The sequence below is a fragment of the Mesorhizobium sp. M7A.F.Ca.CA.001.10.2.1 genome (genome assembly GCF_003998575.1).
Lineage (GTDB): Bacteria > Pseudomonadota > Alphaproteobacteria > Rhizobiales > Rhizobiaceae > Mesorhizobium.
In genome coordinates this window covers 1-21,982 of sequence record NZ_RZQY01000026.1, presented here as the reverse complement: position 1 = coordinate 21,982, position 21,982 = coordinate 1, and the positions used below count along the sequence as shown (strand labels likewise).

Below are 21,982 nucleotides of genomic sequence, written 5' to 3'. Positions count from 1 at the left end.
GGCAAGACAGATCGACAGAGCCGGTGGCCTCGCCTTCGGCGGACTGATGACCTACCCGGCCGCCGGGCGGGCAGCGGAGGCCGAAGCCTGGCTCGCCGGGGCCAAGCAGGCACTTGCCGCGTCGGGCCTCGCCTGCGACCGCATCTCCAGCGGCGGCACGCCGGATATGTGGCGCTCCAGCGATACATCCGTTGTCACCGAGTATCGTCCAGGCACCTACATCTATCTCGACCGCTATCAAGTCGCCAAAGGCGTCGGCGGCCTCGACGACTGTGCGCTGACGGTGCTGTCGACGGTGGTCAGCCATCCCACAGCGACGCGCGCTATCCTCGATGCCGGCAGCAAGGCGCTGTCCAGCGACACGCTGGGTCTCGCCGATTTCGGCGAGTTGCTCGGCGTGTCGGGAGCGCGGGTGACGGGCCTGAGCGAGGAGCACGGCACCGTCACGCTTTCGGGCGACGGCAAGCTGCGCATCGGCGAGCGCGTGCGTGTCGTGCCCGACCATTGCTGCGTCGTCACCAATTTGTTCAACGAGGTCAATCTGGTCGACGGCGACAAGGTGCTGGAAACGCTGCCGGTGGCCGCGCGGGGAAGGATGGGGTGAGACCGACGCGCCCGAACTGAACGCCACTCAGCGTTGAAGAACTGGACCCAGCGCCGCTTTCAATGGATCGAGGGCGTCGCCGTAGAGTTTCCAGCGCTCGACTGAGGATGAATAGATCGGCTGGCGCACCTGCCAGCGGCTCGGCGTCCGCACCGTGCGCTCGGTTTCGTGGAAACGGAGGCAGGCATCGTCCCATTCGATCCCGAGGAACCCGATCAATCCACGCGCTCGGTTTTCGAAATCGGCCACCGTTTCTTCGTAGGGCATGTCGTGGATATCAAGCGGGACGACCTTGGCCCAATGGCGCATCAAGCGATCATATTGCCGGTAATACTGCCCCAGCTTGTTCAGATCGGCATTGTAGCCATGCGCTTCGGAAAAATTATGCATGAAACAGGACGTGCAATTGTCCATCGGGTCGCGCCGGCAATGGATGATGCGGGCATTTGGCAAGATGAGGCTGATGAAGGCCAGCAGTTCGAAATTGTGCGGCATCTTGTCGACGACCAGCCGCGCCTTGCTGTTGCGCTTGTTGAGATCGTCAAGATATTTCGAGCCAAGCACTTTCGCCTTGGCCGGAGTGAGCGCCGCCATAGCCTTGGTGAAGACAGAAGGATCGAGCTTGTCGAACCCGAGTTCACCGGCCAATGAGCGAATGGTCGGCAGTTCGCCCGCGCCATAGATTTCGCGATGACTGGCGCATATCTGCTCGGTCAGCGTTGTTCCCGACCGTGGCATGCCGACGATGAAGACCGGGCGTCTCGACGGATTTCCCAATTTCGACCGCGCCGCGAAGAAGTCGGCATCGAAAGTGTCGATGAAACTGTCGTAAAGCTGGGTGTGCCGGTCAATGTCGAAATCATTGCCGGAAATTGCCTTGGCCTGCGCGAAATGGCGGATGGCCAGGCGATACTCGCGCTGATCGTTGAGCATCTTGCCGGCGGCGTGGTGCAGCACCACCCGCTCGCGATCGGTTGTCATGGGCAATTCCAGGCGAGCCCGTATTAAAGGCAACGCTGGATCGTCCTTGACCGCCCGGCGCGCTAGCGCCATTCCGGCCAGCGCCTCGACATGGCTCGGGTCGATGGCAAGCGCGCGGCCAAAACATTCGACCGCCTCGGCCTGCCGGCCGATGTCGGTGAGCAGATCGCCCATACCGGCAAGGGCCGTCAGCGACTGGCTGTCGACCGCCAGCGCCCGGCGATAGAAACCTTCGGCGACGTCGCCCTCGAGCTGGCTGCGGTAGGACCGGCCGAGATTGCACAAAGCTTCGATGAGCCGGCCGTCGAGCGCGATCGCCTTCTTTAGATGTTTGCGGGCGCGCTCGATGTCACCGGTGACATTATAGGCGTTGCCGAGATTGTTGCGGAAGATAGCGTTGCCCGGTTCGAGCTTGACCGCCCTTTCCATATAGGCAATGGCGGCGTCATGATGCTCGGCCTCGATGGCCAGAGTGCCCATGAGGTTCAGCGCCATGGCATTTTTCGGCTGCGTGCGAAGCACCGTCTGGTAGCAGAACTCGGCCTCGCGAAAACGCTTGCGCCGTTGCAGGTCGATGCCGCGCTGCAATGTCTTTTCCGCCGGTTCACCGGCGGTCGGAAGGGAGGCTGGCATTATTGCCGGCAGACCCAGAGGTTGCCGGCGGGGCAAAAGCGGCATCCGTCAAATCCAGGTCGCGGCTTGTGACAGGCCGGTCAAATCAGAACTTGTAGATAACGCCAAACTGCAGATTGTGGGAGTACAATTTGGCATCCTTGTAGGTATTGCTGCCGTCATTGTCGTCCAGATCGACGTTGGAGACGGCCTTGAAGCGATAGCCGAAATCGAGGTCGACATTCTGCGTCACCGCATAGGTGACACCGGTTCCCAACTGGCCGGCGAAACCCCAGCCGCCAGGCCCATATCCAAAGTCGTCACCGTCAAAATGGGTATCGGCGGTAACATAAGCTGCGCCGATACCGCCGCCGACATAGAGCTTGGCATCGCCAAAATGCGCAACGTCGGCCCAGACATTGGCGAGCAGATAGGTCGCTGACAAATTGCCGGCCGCATCGCCTGAGTTGAAGACAACACCGTCGTAACTGCCGCTAAAAGAACTTGCTTTGTAGCGCGCGTAGGACAATTCGCCTTCGACACGAAACACATCGTTGATGCGCCGACCGACAGCACCGCCGATCACGAAGCCAGTATTAAGATCGACTGAATACCGAGAACCATCGTAGTCCGTCTTCACATCATTGGGGAAACTGGCGCCACCAAACAGTGTGACATACCAGAGATCCTCGGCCCTCGGGGCGTCGACGACAGCATCGGCGGCGTGCGCCGAACTCCAGCCAAGCCCCAATGCGAGTATCGATACCCCAGCCAGCAAACGCAGTTTCATCGTCGATTCCCCGCTCAATAACACTGAATGGCACTCAGCTCGGCTCAGGGGAAGATGTCAACGGACGGACGAAGTCGAGGCGACCTTTTGGGACACCTCGTTGCTATACAGCAACACAGCAGCATTGTTCAGGCGAAAGCAGGAGTAAGGTTGCTGCTGGTCGCAATTCGAGCGGCGAGAGGGGGAAACCTAATCGCGTCTCTCTGCCTGCCTAGCCGCGACCCGTCTCATGGCAATCACCCGGCGGCGGCGGATTTCGGTGCGCATCGCCATCAGGTGCAGCGCGAAGAACAGCACGGTGAAGCCGAGCGCCATCACCAGCAGCGGCCATAGCAGGCTGGGGTCGATGGTGGAGCCGCCCATGCGGAACACCGAGGCCGGCTGATGCAGCGTGTTCCACCAGTCGACCGAGAACTTGATGATCGGGATGTTGATGAAGCCTACCAGCGTGATGATGGCCGCGGCCCAGGCGGCGCGGCTGGCATCGTCGAGCGCGCGGGTCAGCGCGATGATGCCGAGATACATCAGGAGCAGCACGAACACCGAAGTCAGCCGAGCATCCCAGACCCACCAGGTGCCCCACATCGGCTTGCCCCAGATCGAACCGGTGATCAGCGCCAGCGCGGTGAAGACGGCGCCGATGGGCGCTGCGGATTTCAGCGCGACATCGGCCAACGGATGCCGCCAGACGAGCGTGCCGAGCGCCGAGACCGCCATCAGCGTGTAGCACATCATGGCGAGCCAGGCGAAAGGCACGTGGATATACATGATGCGGACGGTGATGCCCTGCTGGAAATCCTCAGGCGCGGCGAAGCTCATATAGAGCCCCACGGCGAGGATCAGTGTGGCGATCGTGGCCAGCCATGGCACGACCTTGTCCGCCAGCCCGACGAAGCGCGTCGGGTTGGCGAGATCCATCCAGCCGGTCAGGCGTGAAGTCGTGTCGCTCATGCGGTTCTACATAAACCGCCAACGCGTTTGGGGCAATCGAGCGGTGGTGTCGCAGACGCAATTGGGGCGGCCGTGCCTGTACTCTCACCCGGACCTACGGTCCGACCTCCCCACAAGGGGGAGGTAAAAGAAAGAGGCTCAGGCAGCCGCTTCCTGCTGTTGCTGCACGGTGCGGCTGAGGCGGCGAACCTCCTCGTCGTTGAGCAGGCCGCCGGCGCGCAGCAGGCTGGCGAAGCGGCCATTGCGCAGCGACAGCTCGGTGAAGCCGCCCATCTCGACCACCCTGCCCTTGTCCATGAACACGACCAGATCGGCGTCGCGAACGGTGGTCAGGCGGTGGGCGATGATGAAGGTCGTGCGGTCGCGGCGCAGCTCGTCGATCGCTTCCTTGACGCGGTCCTCGGTCTCGACGTCGAGCGCGCTGGTCGCCTCGTCGAGCACCAGGATCGGTGCGTCCTTCAGCACGGCGCGGGCAATGGCGATGCGCTGACGTTCGCCGCCCGAGAGCTGCCCGCCACGTTCGCCAACCACCGTGTCGTAACCATTGCTCTTCGACAGGATGAAGTCCTGTGCGGCAGCCGCATTGGCGGCGGCATGGATCTCGTCATTGCTTGCATCGGCGCGGCCAACACGGATGTTGTCCTCGATCGAGCGGTTGAGCAGCCCAGCATCCTGGAACACGGTGGCAATCGAATGGCGCACCGACTTGCGGGTCACGGTGCGGGTGTCGATGCCGTCGATCAGGATACGGCCATGGGACGGCGAGAAGACACGCTGCAGCAGGTTGATGAGCGTGGTCTTGCCGGCGCCCGTCGGGCCCACGATGGCGACGGTCTGGCCGGCCTGCACCTCGAAGGACACGTCGTCGATGCCTTGGCCGGAATTGGCGAATTCGAAGCCGACATTCTCGAAGCGGACATGGCCGGTGACGTTGGCAAGATCGCGCAGGCCGTCCGGCTCGGCGGCATCAGCCGCGGAGTCCTCGAGATGGTAGAAATCCTCGAGCTTGGCACGGGCCTCGGAAATCTGGTTTGCGAAAGCCGACATCTGGTCGAGGCGAGCGATCAGCATCGTGGCAAAACCGGTGAAGGCAATGACGTCGCCGACACCCAACTGACCACGAGTGACGAGATAGGAGCCGATCGACAACACGATCAGCATCGAGATTGCCGATGACAGACGGTGCAAGGCATTGGCCAGCGCCCACCAGTCGAGAACAGGGTTCTGCGCGTCGAGCAGGTTCTTAACGTAGCGGCGCAGCGTATCGGCCTCGTGGCCGAGGCGATTGTAGCTCTGCAGCACCGCAACGTTGCTGACCGAGTCGGTCACATGCGCGAACACCTTGTGGTAGTGGCGCTCGACCGCGGCCTGGCCCGCCTTGGTGCGGCGCATGACCATCCGGCCGATGCCGACATAGAGCAGCCCGAGGCCAAGCAGCACCAGCGACATGCGCAGGTCCATGCTGATCGCGGTCGGAACCAGCAGTACGAGGGCGACAGCCGTGGACAGATGCTGGCGCATGAATTCGAGCCAAAGGCTGAACAGGGTTTCGACGGCGCGCAGCATCGTATGCAGCGCATTGGAGGTGCCGTGCTGATGGTGCCAGGCGAGCGGCATGGTGATCACGCGCTCGAAGGACTCGCAAAGCACTTCGCTGCGCCGGGCATGGGCAAAACGGTCAGCGCCGCGCGCCACCATGACGAAAGCAACGATGTTGAAGGCGCCGAGACCGGCCCACATGACCAGCGTGGTGAAGACAGAGCCACGCTCGGAGATGGCGCCGATGACGCGACCGAACATAATCGGCTCGAGAAGCGCTACGATGGCGAGAGCCACGTTGGCCGAACAGATCAACGCAACGCGTTTCCTGTCCGCGGCCAGATAACCGAGAGCTCGCCAGTAGATTTGCAGAAGGGTCACCCCAGTTACTCCGCCACGCTGTTTATTGTGCACTGCATCATTTTATTCGTACCGGTTGATACGTCGCAAAACAATGGCCGTGTACCCCTTCAGTTCCCTTAGAGCGAACAAAAGATGGCGACGTTCCGAAATCTGCCGTGATCACCTAACGGTTTGAGAAGACAGGTAAAATGTCAGGCATGCGGCGAAATCATGGCAGTTGGCACGTGCTGCCACAATTTTAGTCAGCAACAATGTCGGACGGATGACTAAGGCCGAAATCGCCTTCAGTGAAGTATAGAACGAAACAAAGCTGCATGATGCCCCTCCATGCGAAGGAAGGGCCAACTCTCACTGCTCGTGGCGCCCCCTATCGGACGCCTCAAGCCTTTGATTTCATGCACTCCTCGGTGGCATGTCCTTCAATCGGCAGGCGGCAACGCCAGGCGGGACGGTGCCTCTCATCCCGCCGCGGCGGCAAAAGTCGCGCCCCGGATCCCAGGCCCGAGCGCATAGTTTTTGAGCACATGCATCAAGCCGGGATCCGGATGACCACCTCGGCAACTTCGCCGTCCTTCAGTTCGACTGCCGAACCCTTGGCCTTTGTCCCATTCACCTCCAGCGACACGGCCTTGGCCTTATTGTCGCGGATGACGCGAACCTTGAGTTCCGCCCCCAGCATTTTGAGATTTGCCGAGTAGCCGTCCCAGTGGCTCGGCAGCTTCGGCTTGAACTGGACACGCTTGCCGCGCCGCTCGATGCCCAGGATGCCTTCGACAGCAGCCCTGTAGAGCCAGCCGGCAGAGCCGGTGTACCAGGTCCAGCCGCCACGGCCGCCCTTGCCGTTGCCGGCAGTGTCGTCCCCGGCATAGATATCGGCCGCCACGACATAGGGCTCGACACGATAGTGCTCGGCCGTGGCCTCGTCGGTCGCATGGTTGACGGGGTTCAGCATCGAGAAACAGCGATAGGCCTCGTCGACCTGCCCCATCTCGGCGAGCGCGATGACGAACCATGTGGCGGCATGGGTGTACTGGCCGCCATTCTCGCGCACGCCGGGCGGATAGCTCTTGATGTAACCCGGGTCCTTCTCCGTCTTCGAGAAGGGCGGCGTGAACAGTTTGACGATCTTCAGCTTGTCGTCCACAAGCAGCTTCGTTGCTTGCTCCATCGCGGTGGTCGACCGTGCCGGATCGCCCTCTCCCGAAAGCACGCTCCAGGACTGGGCGATCGAGTCGATCTTGCACTCCTGCGAGTTGCGAGACCCCAAAGGGGTGCCGTCGTCGAAACTGCCGCGCCGGTACCATTCGCCGTCCCATGCGGTGCTCTCAAGCGCCCGCTTCAGCACATCGGCATGCTTTGCCCAGGCCTGTGCTCGCTTGGCATCGCCCTCGGCCTTGGCGACGGGGGCGAAATCGCCCAGCGTCTTCAGCAGGAACCAGCCGAGCCAGACGCTCTCGCCCTTGCCGTGCTCGCCAACGCGGTTCATGCCGTCGTTCCAGTCGCCGCCGAGGATCAGCGGCAGGCCCGCGGGGCTGCTGCGCTTGATGGCGAGATCGAGCGCACGCGCGCAATGGTCGTAGAGCGACGCCGTCTTCTTCGAGATTTCCGGGGTGAAGAAGGCATCGTGTTCGCCCTCGCCCAGCGGCTGTCCATCGATGAACGCCAATTGCTCCTTGAGGATGGTGGCATCGCCGGTGACCAGCAAATAGCGCGCCGTGGCGTGGGCAAGCCAGACCACGTCATCGGAGATCAGCGTGCGTACGCCAGCACCCGTGCGCGGCAGCCACCAGTGCTGCACGTCGCCTTCGGGGAACTGCCGCCGTGCCGCATTGAGGATCTGGTCGCGCGCCAGTTGCGGGTCATGCGCCAGCAGCGCCAGCGTATCCTGCAACTGGTCGCGGAAGCCGAAGGCACCGCTGGCCTGATAGAAGGCGGAGCGGGCACGGATGCGGCAGGCCAGGCTCTGATAGGGCAGCCAGTGATTGACCATGGCGTCGAGCGCCTTGTCAGGCGTCTCGACCTGGATGGTGTCGAGGAAGCCGCGCCATTCGCGCTCATTGTCGGCCAACCGCTGGTCGAAGTCCTTGACCTTATGCTCCTGCACCAGCGCGCTCGCCTCCTCGGCGGACTCGGCGTCACCGAGCAGCCAGAGCAGCGTCACGTCGCCGCCAGCCGGGATCTCGACGTCGCGGGCAATCGCCGCGCATGGATCGTCGCCGGCCTCGACACGGCCAGACAGCGCTGCACCACTCAGCACCGCCTGCGGCAGCTCGCTGGAGCCATGCCGGCCCAGGAACTCCGTCCGGTCTGTCGTCACCGAATGAACGCCGCCGTCAGCCGCGAGGAATGCAACGCGCTCGCCGAAATCCAGCCCGTAGGGGTTTTGTGCCAGCAGCGCCCCGCTGGCGGCATCCCGCGACGGGACGATGGTTGCCGCAGTGCGCGACCGGTGCCCGCCGAGCACCCATTCGGCATAGGCATAGACACGCAGCCGCGCCGGCACCGAGCCGGAATTCTGGATGCGCAGCCGCGAGATCTTCAGCGGATCGACCGGATCGACGACATGGGTGAGATCCATCGACAATGGTCCGCGCTTCGAGCGGAAGGTCGAGAAACCCTGGCCGTGCCAAGCCTCGTAGGTCATCGTGGGATCGCGCACCACGGCAGCGAGCGGCGAGAATGCCTTGCCGCTGGCCTGATCGTAGATATAGAGGCCCTCGCCCGGCCGGTTCGAGACCGGATCATTCGACCACGGCGTCAACTGGTAGTCGCGGCTGTTTCGGCTCCAGGTGAAGGCAGCGCCCTCGGCGGAGGTATGGAAGCCGAACGAGGCGTTGGAGACGACGTTGATCCACGGCTGCGGCGTCGTGCGCCGGCCGGCCAGGCGCACGACATAATGCCGCCCGTCGCCGTCGAAACCGCCAAAGCCGTTCCACTGGCTGAGACCGCTTCCATCAGCGCTGACATTGGCCACTGCCTGCGAGGCAGGAGTATGCGTCGTGGGTGTCGGCGACGGCAATTCACGCGGAATTGGCAATGCTGCCAGAGCGTCGCGCGCCTGCAGAGCCGCGGCCTCGGCGCGCTCGATCTGGTCGAAGATGGTGCCGTTGCGCGTGTGCAGGACCACCCGGGCGACAGCGAGCAGCGTCTTGTAGGTGGTTTCGTCCATGAGATCGCGGCGCACCGCGAATATGTGCTGGCGAGGTCCGAGCTCCTTGCCGCGCAGGCGGCTGTTTTCGCACAGCGTCTCGACCGCCCGCTGCAGGTCCTGGACATAGGAGGACGCCTGCTCGTTGACGACGACGAAGTCGATCATCATGCCGCGGGTGCGCATATATTCCTGGAAACGCAGCGCCTGGGCAACGATTTCGAGATCGGCGACGTCGCCGATCCTGACCAGGAAGATCGGGAAATCGCCGGAAATGCTTGTCGGCCACAGGCTCGACTGCTTGCCCAGCCCCGAGGCGATGGATTCAGCGGGAAGACGCAGGAACGGATCCGGATAGATCAGATAGCGCGCCAGCTTCTGCACATTGGCGGCATCGGTCAGACTGAGGCCCATATGGCGGGTCTGCACCTGGCTGCGCGTCCAGGCAAGCATGGCCTGGCGGGCAAAGCTCTCCGGATGGTCGAGGCGGGCGATGGCTTCGTCCAGCTCGGTGCGGCCAGCGCCGACGACGGTCCAGAAGGTCAGCGATATCTTCTTGTTGGCCGGCACGCGCACCTGGCGGCGCAGCGAGGCGACGGGATCAAGCGTAAAGCCTGAATGGCCGCCCAGCCTGGCGCCCGGGTCGAAAGCGGCCGCATCGACGATGGTACGGCCACGGCCGATGAAGGCGCGCCTGTCGGTCTCGGCCTCGGCATCGCGCGCCGATCCGGACGGATCGGTGACGAAATGCACCATGGCGATATCGGGCTCGCTGGTCTCGCGCTTGCGCCGCGTGGCGAAGATCGCCGCGTTGTTGGCAGAGATTTCGGTTTCCACGAACATCTTCGAGAATGCCGGATGCGCGTTGTCGGACGCCTCCAGGCCGAGCACCAGTTCGGCAAAGGAGGTCACTTCGATGTGACGGTCGGACGGACCGTCATTGTAGAGCGTGACCCGACGGCCCTCGCCATTGCCTTCCGAGATGACAATGCATTCGACCTCGGAGCGCAACGTGCCCACGGATTTGACGAAGCTCGCCTTGTCGTCGGAGAACAAGGTCTGCGCCTTTTCCTCGGCGGCGCGCTTCGGTTCGGCTGTAGCCGACCACCAGTCGCCTGAGCCTGCGTCACGCAGGAAGATGTAGGAGCCGAGCCGGTCCTCGGTCGGATCCGGCTGCCAGCGCGTGACGGAGAGATCGCCCCAGCGGCTGTAGCCCGAGCCGGTCGCGGTGACCATCACCGAATAGCGGCCGTTCGACATGACGTTGGTCGACCGCAGCGACTGCAGCGGATTGAGCACGATGCGGGTGTCGGGGCTGTCGACCTCGGTCTCGTCCTTGGAGCGTTCGTCGGCCTCGGTCCTGACGGTCGCGGTCGGGATGTCGCGCGGCGCCCTCTCCTGCAGCAAGAGTTCGGCCGATTCGATGACCGGATCGCTGTGGAAGCGGTCGCGCATGCGACCTTCGAAGATGGCGTCGGCAACCGCCGCGATCGACATGCCCGAATGGTGGGCCATGTAGTTCTGGACGACGACATGATCCGTGCCTTCCGGCACGCGCTGCGGCGTGAAGTCGACGGCATCGTAGTAGCCGTGGCGGCCGAGCGCCCCGATCTCCCGCAAACGGGAGAGATTCAGCACGGCTTCACGCGGATTGAACTGGGCCGCCAGTATGGTGGCGTAAGGCGCGATCACCGTGTTCTGGCCAAGGCCGCGCTTCAGCCCGAGGCCTGGAACGCCGAAATTGGTATATTGGTAGGTCAGTTCGCGGTCGCGCGCATTGTAGGCGGCCTCCGAGATGCCCCACGGCACGTTCTTCTGGCGGCCATACTGGATCTGGCGTTTGATGATCAGCTTGCTGGTCTGGTTGAGGATCGAGCCCTGCGGCTCCTTCATCACCAGCGGCGGCATCAGATATTCGAACATCGAGCCGGACCAGGACATCAGGGCGCCCTGGAAACCGATTTCGACGATCGGCCGGCCAAGCCGGAACCAGTGCTCGGTCGGCAGGTCGCCCTTGGCGATGGCGAACAGGCTGGTCAGCCGGGCTTCGGAAGCCAGAAGGTCGTAGCAGCTCTCGTCGAGCTGGTGTTCCTCGACCCGGTAGCCGATCGACAACAGCTTGCGCTCCGGCCGCATCAGGAAGGAGAAATCCATCTCGAAGGCGTAACGGCGCGTGCGCTCGCGCAAGGTGAGCAGCTTGGCACGCAGCGCCTCGACGGCATTGTCGTCGCTGTGCGCGTCATGGACGTGCGCTTCGCAGGTGGCTTCCAGCCTTGCCGCCCAGTCGACGATGACGTCGCTCTGGGGCGACACCGCCTCGGTATGGATGGCGGTGGCCAATTTGCGGATCTCGCCGGCCAGCACAGCCAGGTTGATGGTGCGGATCGACGCCATTTCGGGCTGCGCCTTGATCGTGTCGACAGCGCGCCGCATGCCGTCGAGGCGGTCGGCGAGACGCTGGCGCAGCGGGCGCAACTGACGGCGGTCGTCGGGCAGATCATCGAGGCTTTCGCTGAGGATGGTGACCGTGTCGAGAATGCCTTCGAAATCGCCCTGGAGATGGACGGAAGGTGCTTCGGCCCATTCGGCGCAGGCCGCAGCCACCGCCACCAGATGGCCAGCGAGATTGCCGCTGTCGACAGCCGAGATGTAGAGCGGATAGAGCGGCTTCAGTGTCGTCGTGTCGTACCAGTTGAAGAGGTGACCGCGCTCACGCGGCATGCCCTCGATCGTCGCCATGGTGGCGTCGATGCGGGTGATGGCGTCGGACAGGCTGATCCAGCCGAAGTCGCGGGCGGAAACGACGGACAGCAGGTAGACGCCGATGTTGGTCGGTGAGGTGCGCGGCGCCACCACCGGCGCCGGGCTTTCCTGGAAATTGTCCGGCGGCAGATGGTGATGCTCTGCCGTTACGAAGCTTTCGAAATAGTGCCATGTGCGCCGCGCCACCGTGCGCAACGTATGGATGTCGGCCTGCGATATGCGCAGCCGATCCTCGGTTTCGGCCGAACGGCTGATCCAGCTGGCGATGGCCGGCGAGCCAATCCAGAACAGGGCGAAGAAGAAGGCGACGAAGGCGCCGGTCGAATCGGCCAGCACCGGAATGGCAAGGCCGACGAAGCCGATGATCACGGCGCCATACATCATGCCGTAATACGATCCGACATCGTTGTCGCCCGCCTTGTGCGCCTGCGAGGCGGTGCGCCATTCCAAAAGGTTCTGGCGGCTGACGAACAGCCGGTAGAGCGTACGCACGATGGCATCGCCCATCATCCAGGCATTGTGCGCCATCAGCACGATCTTCAGCGCCACCATGGCGGTACCGAAGGCGACGTCGCGCGCCAGAGCCGAGAAATGGCCGCGTGGCGTCTGGTCGCCGCTCTTGGGCAGGATGGCGTTGACGATATCGAATGTCGGCGCCATGAACAGGCTGAGGATCAGCAGGGCCTGCCATTGCGCGGCCTGCGTGAAGGGCAGCAGCGTCCAGCCGGCGATCGCCGCCATCACCCAGAAGATCGGCGTCAGCGAGCGGCGCAGATTGTCGATCATCTTCCAGCGCGACAGCGCCGGCACGCCGGAGCGCGGATCGAGCATGAAGCCAAGCAACTGCCAGTCGCCGCGCGCCCAGCGATGGTGGCGCGAGGCGTCGACCGAGTAGCGGGTCGGATAGTCCTCAACCAGTTCGACGTCGGTGACCAGCGCCGCGCGCGCCAGCGCGCCTTCCAGCAGATCATGGCTGAGGATGGTGTTTTCCTCGATGCGGCCCTGCAGGGCGGCCTCGAAGGCGTCGACGTGATAAAGGCCCTTGCCGGTGAAGGAGCCGTCGCCGAAGACGTCCTGATAGAGATCGGACACGGCAAAGACATAAGGGTCGAGGCCGCGATTGGCCGAAAACACCCGCTGGAAGAACGACGCATCGTCGCCTGATGTCAGCGACGCGGTGATGCGCGGCTGCAGGATCGCGTAGCCGGCGGTGACGACGCGCTTGCTGGCATCGAAATGCGGCCGGTTGAGCGGGTGGCAGAGCTTGCCTACGAGGGTGGCGACCGCGTCACGGGTGGTGCGCGTGTCGGCATGGAGCGTCATCACATGGACGACGTTCTCCGGCAGCGGCACGTCGAGCGGCAGGAACGTGGTGTCGCTGTCGCCGCGCAGCAGAAGATCGAGCTCGTGCAGCTTGCCGCGCTTGCGCTCCCAGCCCATCCAGGCCCCTTGCGCCGCGTTGAAGAGCCGGCGCCGGTGCAGGATGTAGAAACGCGGCGCGCCTTCGGACGGATAGCGGGCGTTGAGACGAGCGATCTCGGCACGGGCGAATTCGAGGATTTCGGTGTCGGCCGCATCGATCTCGGTCTTCGAGTCCGGCCAGTCCGACAGCAGCGCGAAATGGATTTCATCGGCCGTATTGGCGAGATGATGCACCTCGATGTTGCGGATGTTTTCCTCGACATCGTCGCGCGAGCCGATCAGCGACGGCACCACCACCAGCGTGCGCGCCTCGGGCGGCACGCCGTGCCGGTAATCATAACCGACAAGACGCGTCGGTTTCAGGAACAGCGATACGACCGTGTTGAAGAAGGCAAGCGCGCCCTCGCTGGCCGGCACGGCAAAAAGCGCCAGCATCAGGACGATCGAGGGCACCGACAGGCCGAGATTGGCAAGGGCATTGCCGGAGAGAACGAGAAGCAGCGCCGTCAGCGCAAATACCGGTACGACGATGCCGAGCCACCCGGTCTTGCGGAAGGCACGCTTGACTGTCTGGCTGATGGTGGGTCGATAGCCGATCGCCTTCTCCAGCTCGAGCCGGCGTGGGCCGACGAGAAAGAAGCCGACATCGGTGTGGGCGGGCCCGGTTAAAACCACGTCTCCGTCGCCATCGCTGGCGGCGTGGCCGGCCAACTCGATAGCCTTCTCGGCGACGCGATATTCCGAAAGGTTCGAACGGCGCGCCAATTCCTCGATCGCGGTCCGGTACTGGTCACGCGAGAAGAAGTCGAGCGCGGCGAAATCGGTGCGCTCGCGCAGCACGGTGTCGATGCGGCTGACGCCTTCGAACCACACCGTCCAGTCGACGTCGTTGATGAGGCGCAGGCCGCGGATGATGTTGCCCGTCGTCACATTGCCGCTGGACAGCGTGTGATGTTCGGAAATGATGATTTCCTCAGCATCGGAGCCGGTCTTTTCGAGCTCGCCTTCCAGCCATTCCAGAGCCTTGCCGGCATTCTGCGATCCATCGCGCAGGCGGTAGAGCAGTTGGGTGGCGAAGGTGGTGTCCTGCGCATGCGCGCTGAAATTGGACAGGATCGACTGCCGGTCGGCGCTGTCGTCGGTCGCCAGGACCTTGTCGGCCACATCGTTGGCGATCTGGCGCATCTGGCGGGTGCGATTGACCCTGACGGCCAGCCGGCGGAGATTTTCGATCAGGACGAAGCGCAACAGCGAAGGCAGCGCCCAGAGCTCGCCGATCTTCAGCGGCTCGACCGACTGAAAACCCTGGACGATGGACTTGAACATCGTCGCCGAAACGGAACTGTCCGAATGCGCGACATAGGTCCACGCCAGCGCCAGCGCGCGCGGCACGCTGCCGCCGTCAGGCAGTTTCAAGGTCGGCAACTGGCGATAGAAGCGGCGCGGCAGGTCGCGCTTGACCTGGAAAATGGTCTCTTCGACCAGGTAATTGTTGTCGAGCAGCCATTGTGCCGCCGGCGTGATCGTCTCGCCCCTCGCCTGCGCCGCATTGGTCGACCGATAGACTTCCAAAATCTTCTTGGCGCTGTCCCGGATACGGGCCTGAAAATCGAAGGGCGTCAGGCCGAACAGATCCGTGAGGTCGCCTTTTGCCAGGCTTTCGCCAAGCACACGAAGACGCTCTTCGGGCAGAAAGTTGGATCGAATCGGCTCTTCCGTGATGGCCGGGAAGCTCGCGCTTGTCTTCTCGATTTGGGCAGGATTCGTCTGAATATTCATTGAAAATTCCGTAAGCGGGCACTGAGCGGCGTCACCGCCACGGCAATGGCCCTAAAACCGGTTCAAATGCAATTGGTTGCATAAACCCCACTTGCCGAAAGTTTGTTTCCGCACCACGACAGGGCGTCGTCTCTCAGCAAAACTCAAAGACAAGCACCCCACTTCCCGCCAGGCCAGATCGGCGGAGAGGATTCAGGCTTTTTCGTGATGCCGCCAGCAGCTTACGCTATATTTCGCCGGTGCCGCGATCATGTTTGGAAACAAGCGTTAATCGTTGCCGGCGACAGAGCCGATCCGGATCACGAACAGCGTTGCCTCATGGGCGGGTTGGACGAGCAGGCCGGTGCTGACCGGACCGGACAGCAGCGTGTCGAGCGGACCGAGGCGGACCGGTTCAGCGGCGGGCACGCTGACGTCGCCGTCCAAGCATAGGATGAGCGTTGTGCCGGCTTCAGTCCGGACTTCCACGGGGGCCGAAATCACCAGGCGTTCGACCGAATGCGTCACCCGGCTTCGGCGGGTCATGACATTGAGATCGGTGATCGGCCCGCCGATCAGCGCAGCCGAGGTCTGCACGTCGGCCGGGAAAGAAAACAGGGCGGTCGTCCTGTTTATGGATGTCGGCGGGTGGCCGGCAATCTCGAGGACGATGCCCTCGCCTTCGAGCACGGCAAGGGTGCGATCGATGCCGGCGAATTGCGAGAACGGCCCGCTCAATTCGACACGCGCCATCGAGACGCGCCAGTCGAAATCGTCGAACCCGGCACCCGTGGGCGAGACGGCGATTTCCGTCGTCACGCCGCCGCCGTTCTTCCACGGCATCGACCGGTATTCGGCTGCCCGCAGAACACGCATCGGCTCAGCCAATCAGCCGAGAATGCCGGGCAAATTGAGCTGGTGCTCCTTGGCGCATTCGACGGCGATTTCGTAGCCGGCATCGGCGTGGCGCATGACACCGGTCGCCGGGTCGTTCCACAACACCCGCTCCAGGCGCCTTGCGGCGTCCGGCGTGCCGTCGGCGACGATGACCATGCCGGCGTGCTGCGAGAAACCCATGCCGACGCCGCCGCCATGGTGCAGCGACACCCAGGTGGCGCCGGACGCCGTGTTGAGCAACGCGTTGAGCAGCGGCCAATCGGAGACAGCGTCCGAGCCGTCCTTCATGGATTCCGTTTCGCGGTTCGGCGAGGCGACCGAGCCGGAATCGAGGTGATCGCGGCCGATGACGACAGGCGCCTTCAGCTCACCCTTGGCCACCATCTCGTTGAAAGCGAGTCCGAGCCTGTGGCGGTCGCCAAGGCCGACCCAGCAGATGCGCGCCGGCAGGCCCTGGAAGGCGATGCGCTCGCGCGCCATGTCGAGCCAGTTGTGCAGATGGGTGTTGCCGGGCGTCAGTTCGCGCACCTTGGCGTCGGTCTTGTAGATATCCTCAGGATCGCCGGAAAGGGCTGCCCAGCGGAACGGCCCGATGCCGCGGCAGAACAGCGGACGGATATAGGCCGGCACGAAACCGGGGAAGGCAAAGGCGTTCTCGAACCCCTCCTCCTTGGCCACCTGGCGGATGTTGTTGCCGTAGTCGAGCGTCGGCACGCCGGCGTTCCAGAACGCCACCATCGCCTCGACATGTTCGCGCATCGAGGCGCGTGCCGCCTTCTCGACCGCCTTGGGGTCGCTGACGCGCTTCTCGCGCCACTCGGCCATCGTCCAGCCCTTCGGCAGGTAGCCGTTGATGGGATCATGCGCCGAGGTCTGATCGGTGACCATATCGGGGCGAATGCCACGCCTGAACATCTCCGGCACGATGTCGGCCGTATTGCCAAGCAGGCCGACCGACTTCGCCTCCCCGGCCTTGGTCCAGCGTTCGATCTTTTCCAGCGCCTCGTCGAGCGTGTCGGCGCGCTCGTCGACGTAGCGGGTGCGCAGGCGGAAATCGATCGAGTCCGGGTTGCATTCGATCGCCAGGCAGCAGGCGCCGGCCATGACGGCGGCGAGCGGCTGGGCGCCACCCATGCCGCCGAGACCGCCGGTCAGTATCCATTTTCCCTTGAGATTGCCGCCATAGTGCTGGCGGCCGGCCTCGACGAAGGTCTCGTAGGTGCCTTGCACGATGCCTTGCGTGCCGATGTAGATCCACGAGCCGGCCGTCATCTGGCCGTACATCATCAGGCCCTTCTTATCGAGCTCGTTGAACTTTTCCCAATTCGCCCAGTGCGGCACCAAATTGGAGTTGGCGATCAGCACGCGCGGGGCGTCCGGGTGGGTCCGGAACACGCCAACCGGCTTGCCGGACTGGACCAGCAAAGTCTCGTCATCGGCCAGCGTCCTCAAGGAGGCGACGATGCGGTCAAAGTCGTTCCAGGTGCGCGCCGCCCGGCCGATGCCGCCATAGACGACCAGCTCGTTGGGATTTTCGGCAACATCCGGGTCGAGATTGTTCATCAGCATGCGCAGCGGCGCTTCCGTCAGCCAGGAGCGCGCGCTGATTTCGGTGCCGCGCGGGCTGCGGACTTCGCGGATGTTGTGGCGAGGATTGTTCATGGCGTCACTCCATAAAAGGCCTGATGTCAGACGCGCGCCCAGGACGTCGCAGTCTCGAGGATTTTCCGCAGCGTGGCGCGGATCGGTGCGGCAAACTCGGCATCGTAAGGCACCGGCCAGTTGTCCGGCGTACCCTTGCCATCGGGCTCGCGCATATAGCCGCGATTGGAGAGTTCCATCTGCAGCGCATGCACGCCTTGTTGCGGCTGGCCGAAATGGCGTGTGATCCAGCCGCCCTTGAAGCGGCCGTTGATGACAAAGGTTTCACCGGTTTCGGCCATGATCTGGCCGACCATCGCCTGCAGCGTCGGATCGGCGCTCCTGCCGTCATTGGTGCCGAGGTTGAAAACCGGCAGCGTGCCTTCAAACAGGCGCGGCATCACTGAACGGATCGAGTGGCAGTCATAGAGGACGATCTTTTCGTGCAGGCCACGCAACCGGTCGATCTCGACCTGCAAGGCGGCATGGTAGGGCACGAAGAATTTCTCGCGACGCTCGTCGATCTCCGACGGCCCCGGTTCTTCGCCCTCGCGATAGAGCGGATCGCCATCGAAAGTCTCGGTCGGGCAAAGGCCGGTCGTCGCCTGGCCGGGGTAAAGCGAGGCGCCGGAGGGATCGCGGTTGACGTCGATGACGGTGCGCGAGATCGCGGTGTGCACCACCGTCGCCCCGAGGCCGGCAGCAAAGTCATAGAGATTATCGATCCACCAATCGCAGTCGCGGCGGCCGAGCCAGGGCGAGACCAGCCGATTCTCAAGGCCGGCGAGGTCGATGCCGGTGTGCGGGATCGACACCAGCAACGGGGCTGTGCCGGGCGTGACCGTCAGCCAGGGCGCGCTTGCCATCACATCGCTCCGGAAATCGACGGCAGAGCCACGCCGCCGGCGGCCACGATGGTCGCACCGCTGCGCACCATGGCGATGGCTTTTTCCATATCGGGGTGGAAATGGCGGTCATTGTCGAGATGCGGCACTTCGGCCCGGACCAGCTTACGCACTGCCTCCAGGGCGTCGCTCGAGGCCAGCGGCGCATGGAAATCGCAGCCTTGGGCCGCGGCCAGCAATTCGATGCCGATCACGGCGGTGGCGTTCTCGACCATCCCGATCAGCCGGCGCGCACCGTGCGCGGCCATCGAAACATGGTCTTCCTGGTTTGCCGAGGTGGGGATCGAATCGACGCTGGCCGGATAGGCTTTCTGCTTGTTCTCCGAAACGAGCGCCGCCGCCGTCACCTGCGGGATCATGAAGCCGGAGTTCAGGCCGGGCTTCGGCGTCAGGAAGGCCGGCATGCCGGACAGTGCCGGATCGACGAGCATGGCGATGCGGCGTTCCGACAGCGAGCCGATCTCGCAGATGGCGAGCGCGATCATGTCGGCGGCGAAGGCCACCGGCTCGGCGTGGAAATTGCCGCCGGAAAGCGCGGTGTCATCCTCGGCGAAGATCAGCGGATTGTCGGTGACGCCATTGGCTTCGGTGCCCAGCGTGTCGGCCGCCTGGCGCAGCACGGTGAGTGCGGCGCCCATGACCTGCGGCTGGCAGCGCAGGCAATACGGATCCTGCACGCGTTCGTCGCCAACCCGATGCGATTCACGGATGGCGCTGCCGGCCATCAGATTGCGCAGGGCGTCGGCCGTCTCGATCTGGCCGGGATGCTTTCTCAGCACATGGATGCGCGGATCGAAGGGGGCGTCGGACCCTTTTGCCGCGTCGGTCGACAGGGCACCAGCGACCAGCGCCGATTGGTAGAGCACTTCGGCCTCGAACAAGGCGGCCAGCGCATAGGCGGTCGAAAACTGGGTGCCGTTGAGCAGCGCCAGGCCCTCCTTGGCGCCCAGCGTCACCGGTTCCAATCCATGCGAGACGAAGGCGACCTTGGCCGGGAAACGGCCATGCGGGGTGAAGCATTCGCCGACGCCGATCATCACCGCCGTCATGTGCGACAGCGGGGCGAGGTCGCCGGAGGCGCCGACCGAACCTTGCGCCGGCACCACCGGGATGACGTCGTTGGCCAGCATCGCTTCGAGCAGCTCGATGGTCTGCGGCCGCACACCCGACGCGCCCTGCGCCAGGCTGGCGAGCTTCAGCGCCATCATCAGCCTGCAGACAGCAACCGGCATCGGCTCTCCGACGCCGGCGGCGTGCGACAGGACGATGTTGCGCTGCAAGGTCTCGAGATCCTCGGCCGGGATGCGGACGCTGGCCAGTTTGCCGAAGCCGGTGTTGATGCCATAGACCGGCTCGCCCTTGGCAACGATCCTGGCGACAGCCTCGGCGCTCGCCTTGATCTTTGGCCGGCAGGCATTGTCCAGCTTGGGCACGGCGCCACGATAGATGGCGCGCCAGTCGGCCAGCGTCGCATTGCCGGGCTTCAGGGTCAGTTCGGTCATTGTCCTCTCCAGATGCGGGCATGCAGCGGGTTGAAGCCCATGCGATAGACGAGTTCGGCGGGGCGCTCGATGTTCCAGATCGCCAGGTCGGTGGATTTTCCGACCTCAAGCGTGCCGGTTTCTCCCAGCAAACCAAGCGCGCGGGCGGCCTCCCGGGTGACGCCGGCAAGGCATTCATCGACGGTCAGGCCGAACAGGGTCGCGGCCATGTTCATGGTCAGAAGCAGTGAGGTCAGCGGCGAAGTGCCGGGATTGTTGTCGGTGGCGACAGCCATCCTGACGCCGTGCTGGCGAAACAGGCCGATCGGCGGCTTCTTGGTTTCGCGAATGAAATAGTAGGCGCCGGGCAAGATCGTCGCCACGGTTCCGGCCTTGGCCATCGCCGCTGCACCGGCATCATCGGTGTATTCGAGATGGTCGGCCGACAGCGCACCGTAACGGGCGGCGAGTTCGGCGCCATGCAGGTTGGACAGCTGGTCGGCATGAAGCTTGACCGGCAGGCCGGCCGCCTTTGCCGCAGCGAAGACGCGCGCCATCTGTTCCGGCGAAAAGGCGATGCCCTCGCAAAACCCGTCGACCGCATCGGCCAGCCCCTCGGCGGCAATCTTTGGAAGAATCTCATTGGCGACCAGATCGATAAAGGCGTCCTTGTCGCCCTTGGCTTCCGGCGGCAGCGCGTGAGCGCCGAGGAAGGTGGTGCGGATTGTCACCGGCCGCTGGTTGCCCAACTGCCGTGCGGCACGCAGCGACTTCTTCTCGTTTTCGAGGTCGAGGCCATAGCCGGACTTGATCTCGACGGTGGTCACGCCTTCGGCGATCAGCGCATCGAGGCGCGGCAGCGATTGAGTGACCAGTTCATCTTCGCTGGCGGCGCGCAAGGATTTGACCGACGAAACAATGCCGCCGCCGGCCCGGGCGACCTCTTCATAGGTGGCGCCGGCCAGCCGCATCTCGAATTCGTTCGCGCGGTTGCCGGCATGGACCAGATGGGTGTGGCAGTCGATCAGGCCAGGCGTGATCCAGCGGCCCTCGCAATCGACCGTCTCGGCGCCCTGGGCAAGTGTTGGGGGCAGCTCCGACTCGAGGCCGGCATAGACAATGCGGCCGTCACGCGCAGCGACCGCGCCATGTTCGACGACGCCAAGTCCGGCAGACCCGTCGACCATTGTCGCTAGCCGCGCATTGCGCCACAGACGAAGATCCCCTGCCCGGCTTTTGCTCTGTCCAGCCATCATCTTTTCCGTTTCAATCGATGACGATTATGTATATACATATTGAAACGCACTGCAAGTGCCATCATCGCATGAGAGACAGAGGACCGGAGAGAAAAGTGGCAGCGATCTTTGCGGAACAGGCGCTCCTTCCCGATGGTTGGCGCGATAATGTGCGGCTCACCTTCGCCGAGGGACGCATCACGACCGTCGAACCTGGAGCTACCGCGCTAGCCGGCGACGAACGCCACGCGATCCTGTTGCCCGGCATGCCCAACCTTCACAGCCACGCCTTCCAGCGCGGCATGGCCGGCCTTGCCGAACTTCGCGGCCCCTCCGCCGACAGTTTCTGGAGCTGGCGCGAGGTGATGTACCGTTTCGCCCTGTCGATGACACCCGATCAGGTCGAGGCGGTTGCCGCCCAACTCTCTTTCGAGATGTTGGCGGCCGGGTTTTCCCGCGTCGGCGAATTTCACTATCTGCATCACGACCGCGATGGAAAATCCTACGCCAATCTTGCCGAGATGGCCGGGCGCATCGCGGCGGCGGCCGGCGAAACAGGTATCGGCCTGACGCTGCTGCCAGTGTTTTATGCGCACTCGTCTTTCGGCGGTGCCGTGCCAAACGAAGGTCAGCGGCGATTCATCAACGATGTGAATCGGTTCTCGCGGCTTGTTGAGAAATGCCGCGAATTGGTTCGCGCGTTGAATCAGGCTGTCGTCGGCGTCGCTCCGCACAGTTTGCGTGCCGCGACGCCGCAGGAGCTAGCCGAAGTCGCCGCGCTGGCGCCGGAGGGGCCGATTCACATCCATATCGCCGAGCAAGTGAAAGAGGGCGAGGACTGTCTTGCCTGGTCCGGCGCGAGGCCCGTGGAGTTTTTGCTCGCCAATGCCCA

General features: G+C 63.8%; 11 protein-coding genes and 1 pseudogene. 2 read left to right on the top strand and 10 right to left on the bottom strand.

Annotated elements, in window-relative coordinates; translation table 11 throughout:
* Nucleotides 1-604 (top strand): annotated as a pseudogene (locus tag EN964_RS03480) (alanine racemase); the annotation flags it as partial.
* A gap of 27 nt (nucleotides 605-631) precedes the next feature.
* Here the strand turns inward: EN964_RS03480 and EN964_RS03475 are convergent.
* The 10 genes from EN964_RS03475 to hutI form a co-directional block, all read right to left on the bottom strand.
* On the bottom strand, nucleotides 632-2,218 hold the full coding sequence (locus EN964_RS03475; RefSeq protein WP_236383329.1) for a sulfotransferase: 1,587 nt from the start codon (nucleotides 2,216-2,218) through the stop codon (nucleotides 632-634).
* Between the two features lie 85 nt (nucleotides 2,219-2,303).
* Nucleotides 2,304-2,987, bottom strand: a complete 684-nt coding sequence (locus tag EN964_RS03470; protein ID WP_127267277.1) for an outer membrane protein — start codon at nucleotides 2,985-2,987, stop codon at nucleotides 2,304-2,306.
* A gap of 189 nt (nucleotides 2,988-3,176) precedes the next feature.
* On the bottom strand, nucleotides 3,177-3,938 hold the full coding sequence (locus EN964_RS03465; RefSeq protein WP_127267278.1) for a heme ABC transporter permease: 762 nt from the start codon (nucleotides 3,936-3,938) through the stop codon (nucleotides 3,177-3,179).
* Between the two features lie 138 nt (nucleotides 3,939-4,076).
* Nucleotides 4,077-5,858, bottom strand: coding sequence for a glucan ABC transporter ATP-binding protein/ permease (locus tag EN964_RS03460; protein WP_127267279.1), 1,782 nt, complete (start codon nucleotides 5,856-5,858; stop codon nucleotides 4,077-4,079).
* 511 nt (nucleotides 5,859-6,369) lie between these two features.
* Complete coding sequence (locus tag EN964_RS03455) at nucleotides 6,370-14,952, bottom strand: GH36-type glycosyl hydrolase domain-containing protein (protein ID WP_127276162.1); 8,583 nt, start codon at nucleotides 14,950-14,952, stop codon at nucleotides 6,370-6,372.
* Between the two features lie 267 nt (nucleotides 14,953-15,219).
* Nucleotides 15,220-15,807 carry a HutD family protein gene (locus EN964_RS03450; RefSeq protein ID WP_127270284.1) on the bottom strand — a complete coding sequence of 196 codons (588 nt, stop codon included), beginning with the start codon at nucleotides 15,805-15,807 and terminating at the stop codon, nucleotides 15,220-15,222.
* A gap of 12 nt (nucleotides 15,808-15,819) precedes the next feature.
* Nucleotides 15,820-17,490, bottom strand: a complete 1,671-nt coding sequence (gene hutU / locus EN964_RS03445; protein ID WP_127270282.1) for a urocanate hydratase — start codon at nucleotides 17,488-17,490, stop codon at nucleotides 15,820-15,822.
* 26 nt (nucleotides 17,491-17,516) lie between these two features.
* Complete coding sequence (hutG, locus tag EN964_RS03440) at nucleotides 17,517-18,335, bottom strand: N-formylglutamate deformylase (protein ID WP_127270281.1); 819 nt, start codon at nucleotides 18,333-18,335, stop codon at nucleotides 17,517-17,519.
* Nucleotides 18,335-19,876 carry a histidine ammonia-lyase gene (hutH, locus tag EN964_RS03435; RefSeq protein WP_127272589.1) on the bottom strand — a complete coding sequence of 514 codons (1,542 nt, stop codon included), beginning with the start codon at nucleotides 19,874-19,876 and terminating at the stop codon, nucleotides 18,335-18,337. The genes hutG and hutH overlap by 1 nt, the downstream gene beginning before the upstream one ends.
* On the bottom strand, nucleotides 19,873-21,108 hold the full coding sequence (gene hutI, locus EN964_RS03430) for an imidazolonepropionase (RefSeq protein ID WP_127270706.1): 1,236 nt from the start codon (nucleotides 21,106-21,108) through the stop codon (nucleotides 19,873-19,875). Before hutI ends, hutH begins: the two co-directional genes overlap by 4 nt.
* Nucleotides 21,109-21,206: 98 nt before the next feature.
* Here hutI and EN964_RS03425 point away from each other — a divergent pair.
* The coding region (locus tag EN964_RS03425) for an amidohydrolase family protein (RefSeq protein ID WP_164775718.1) at nucleotides 21,207-21,982 on the top strand (776 nt) is incomplete at its 3' end.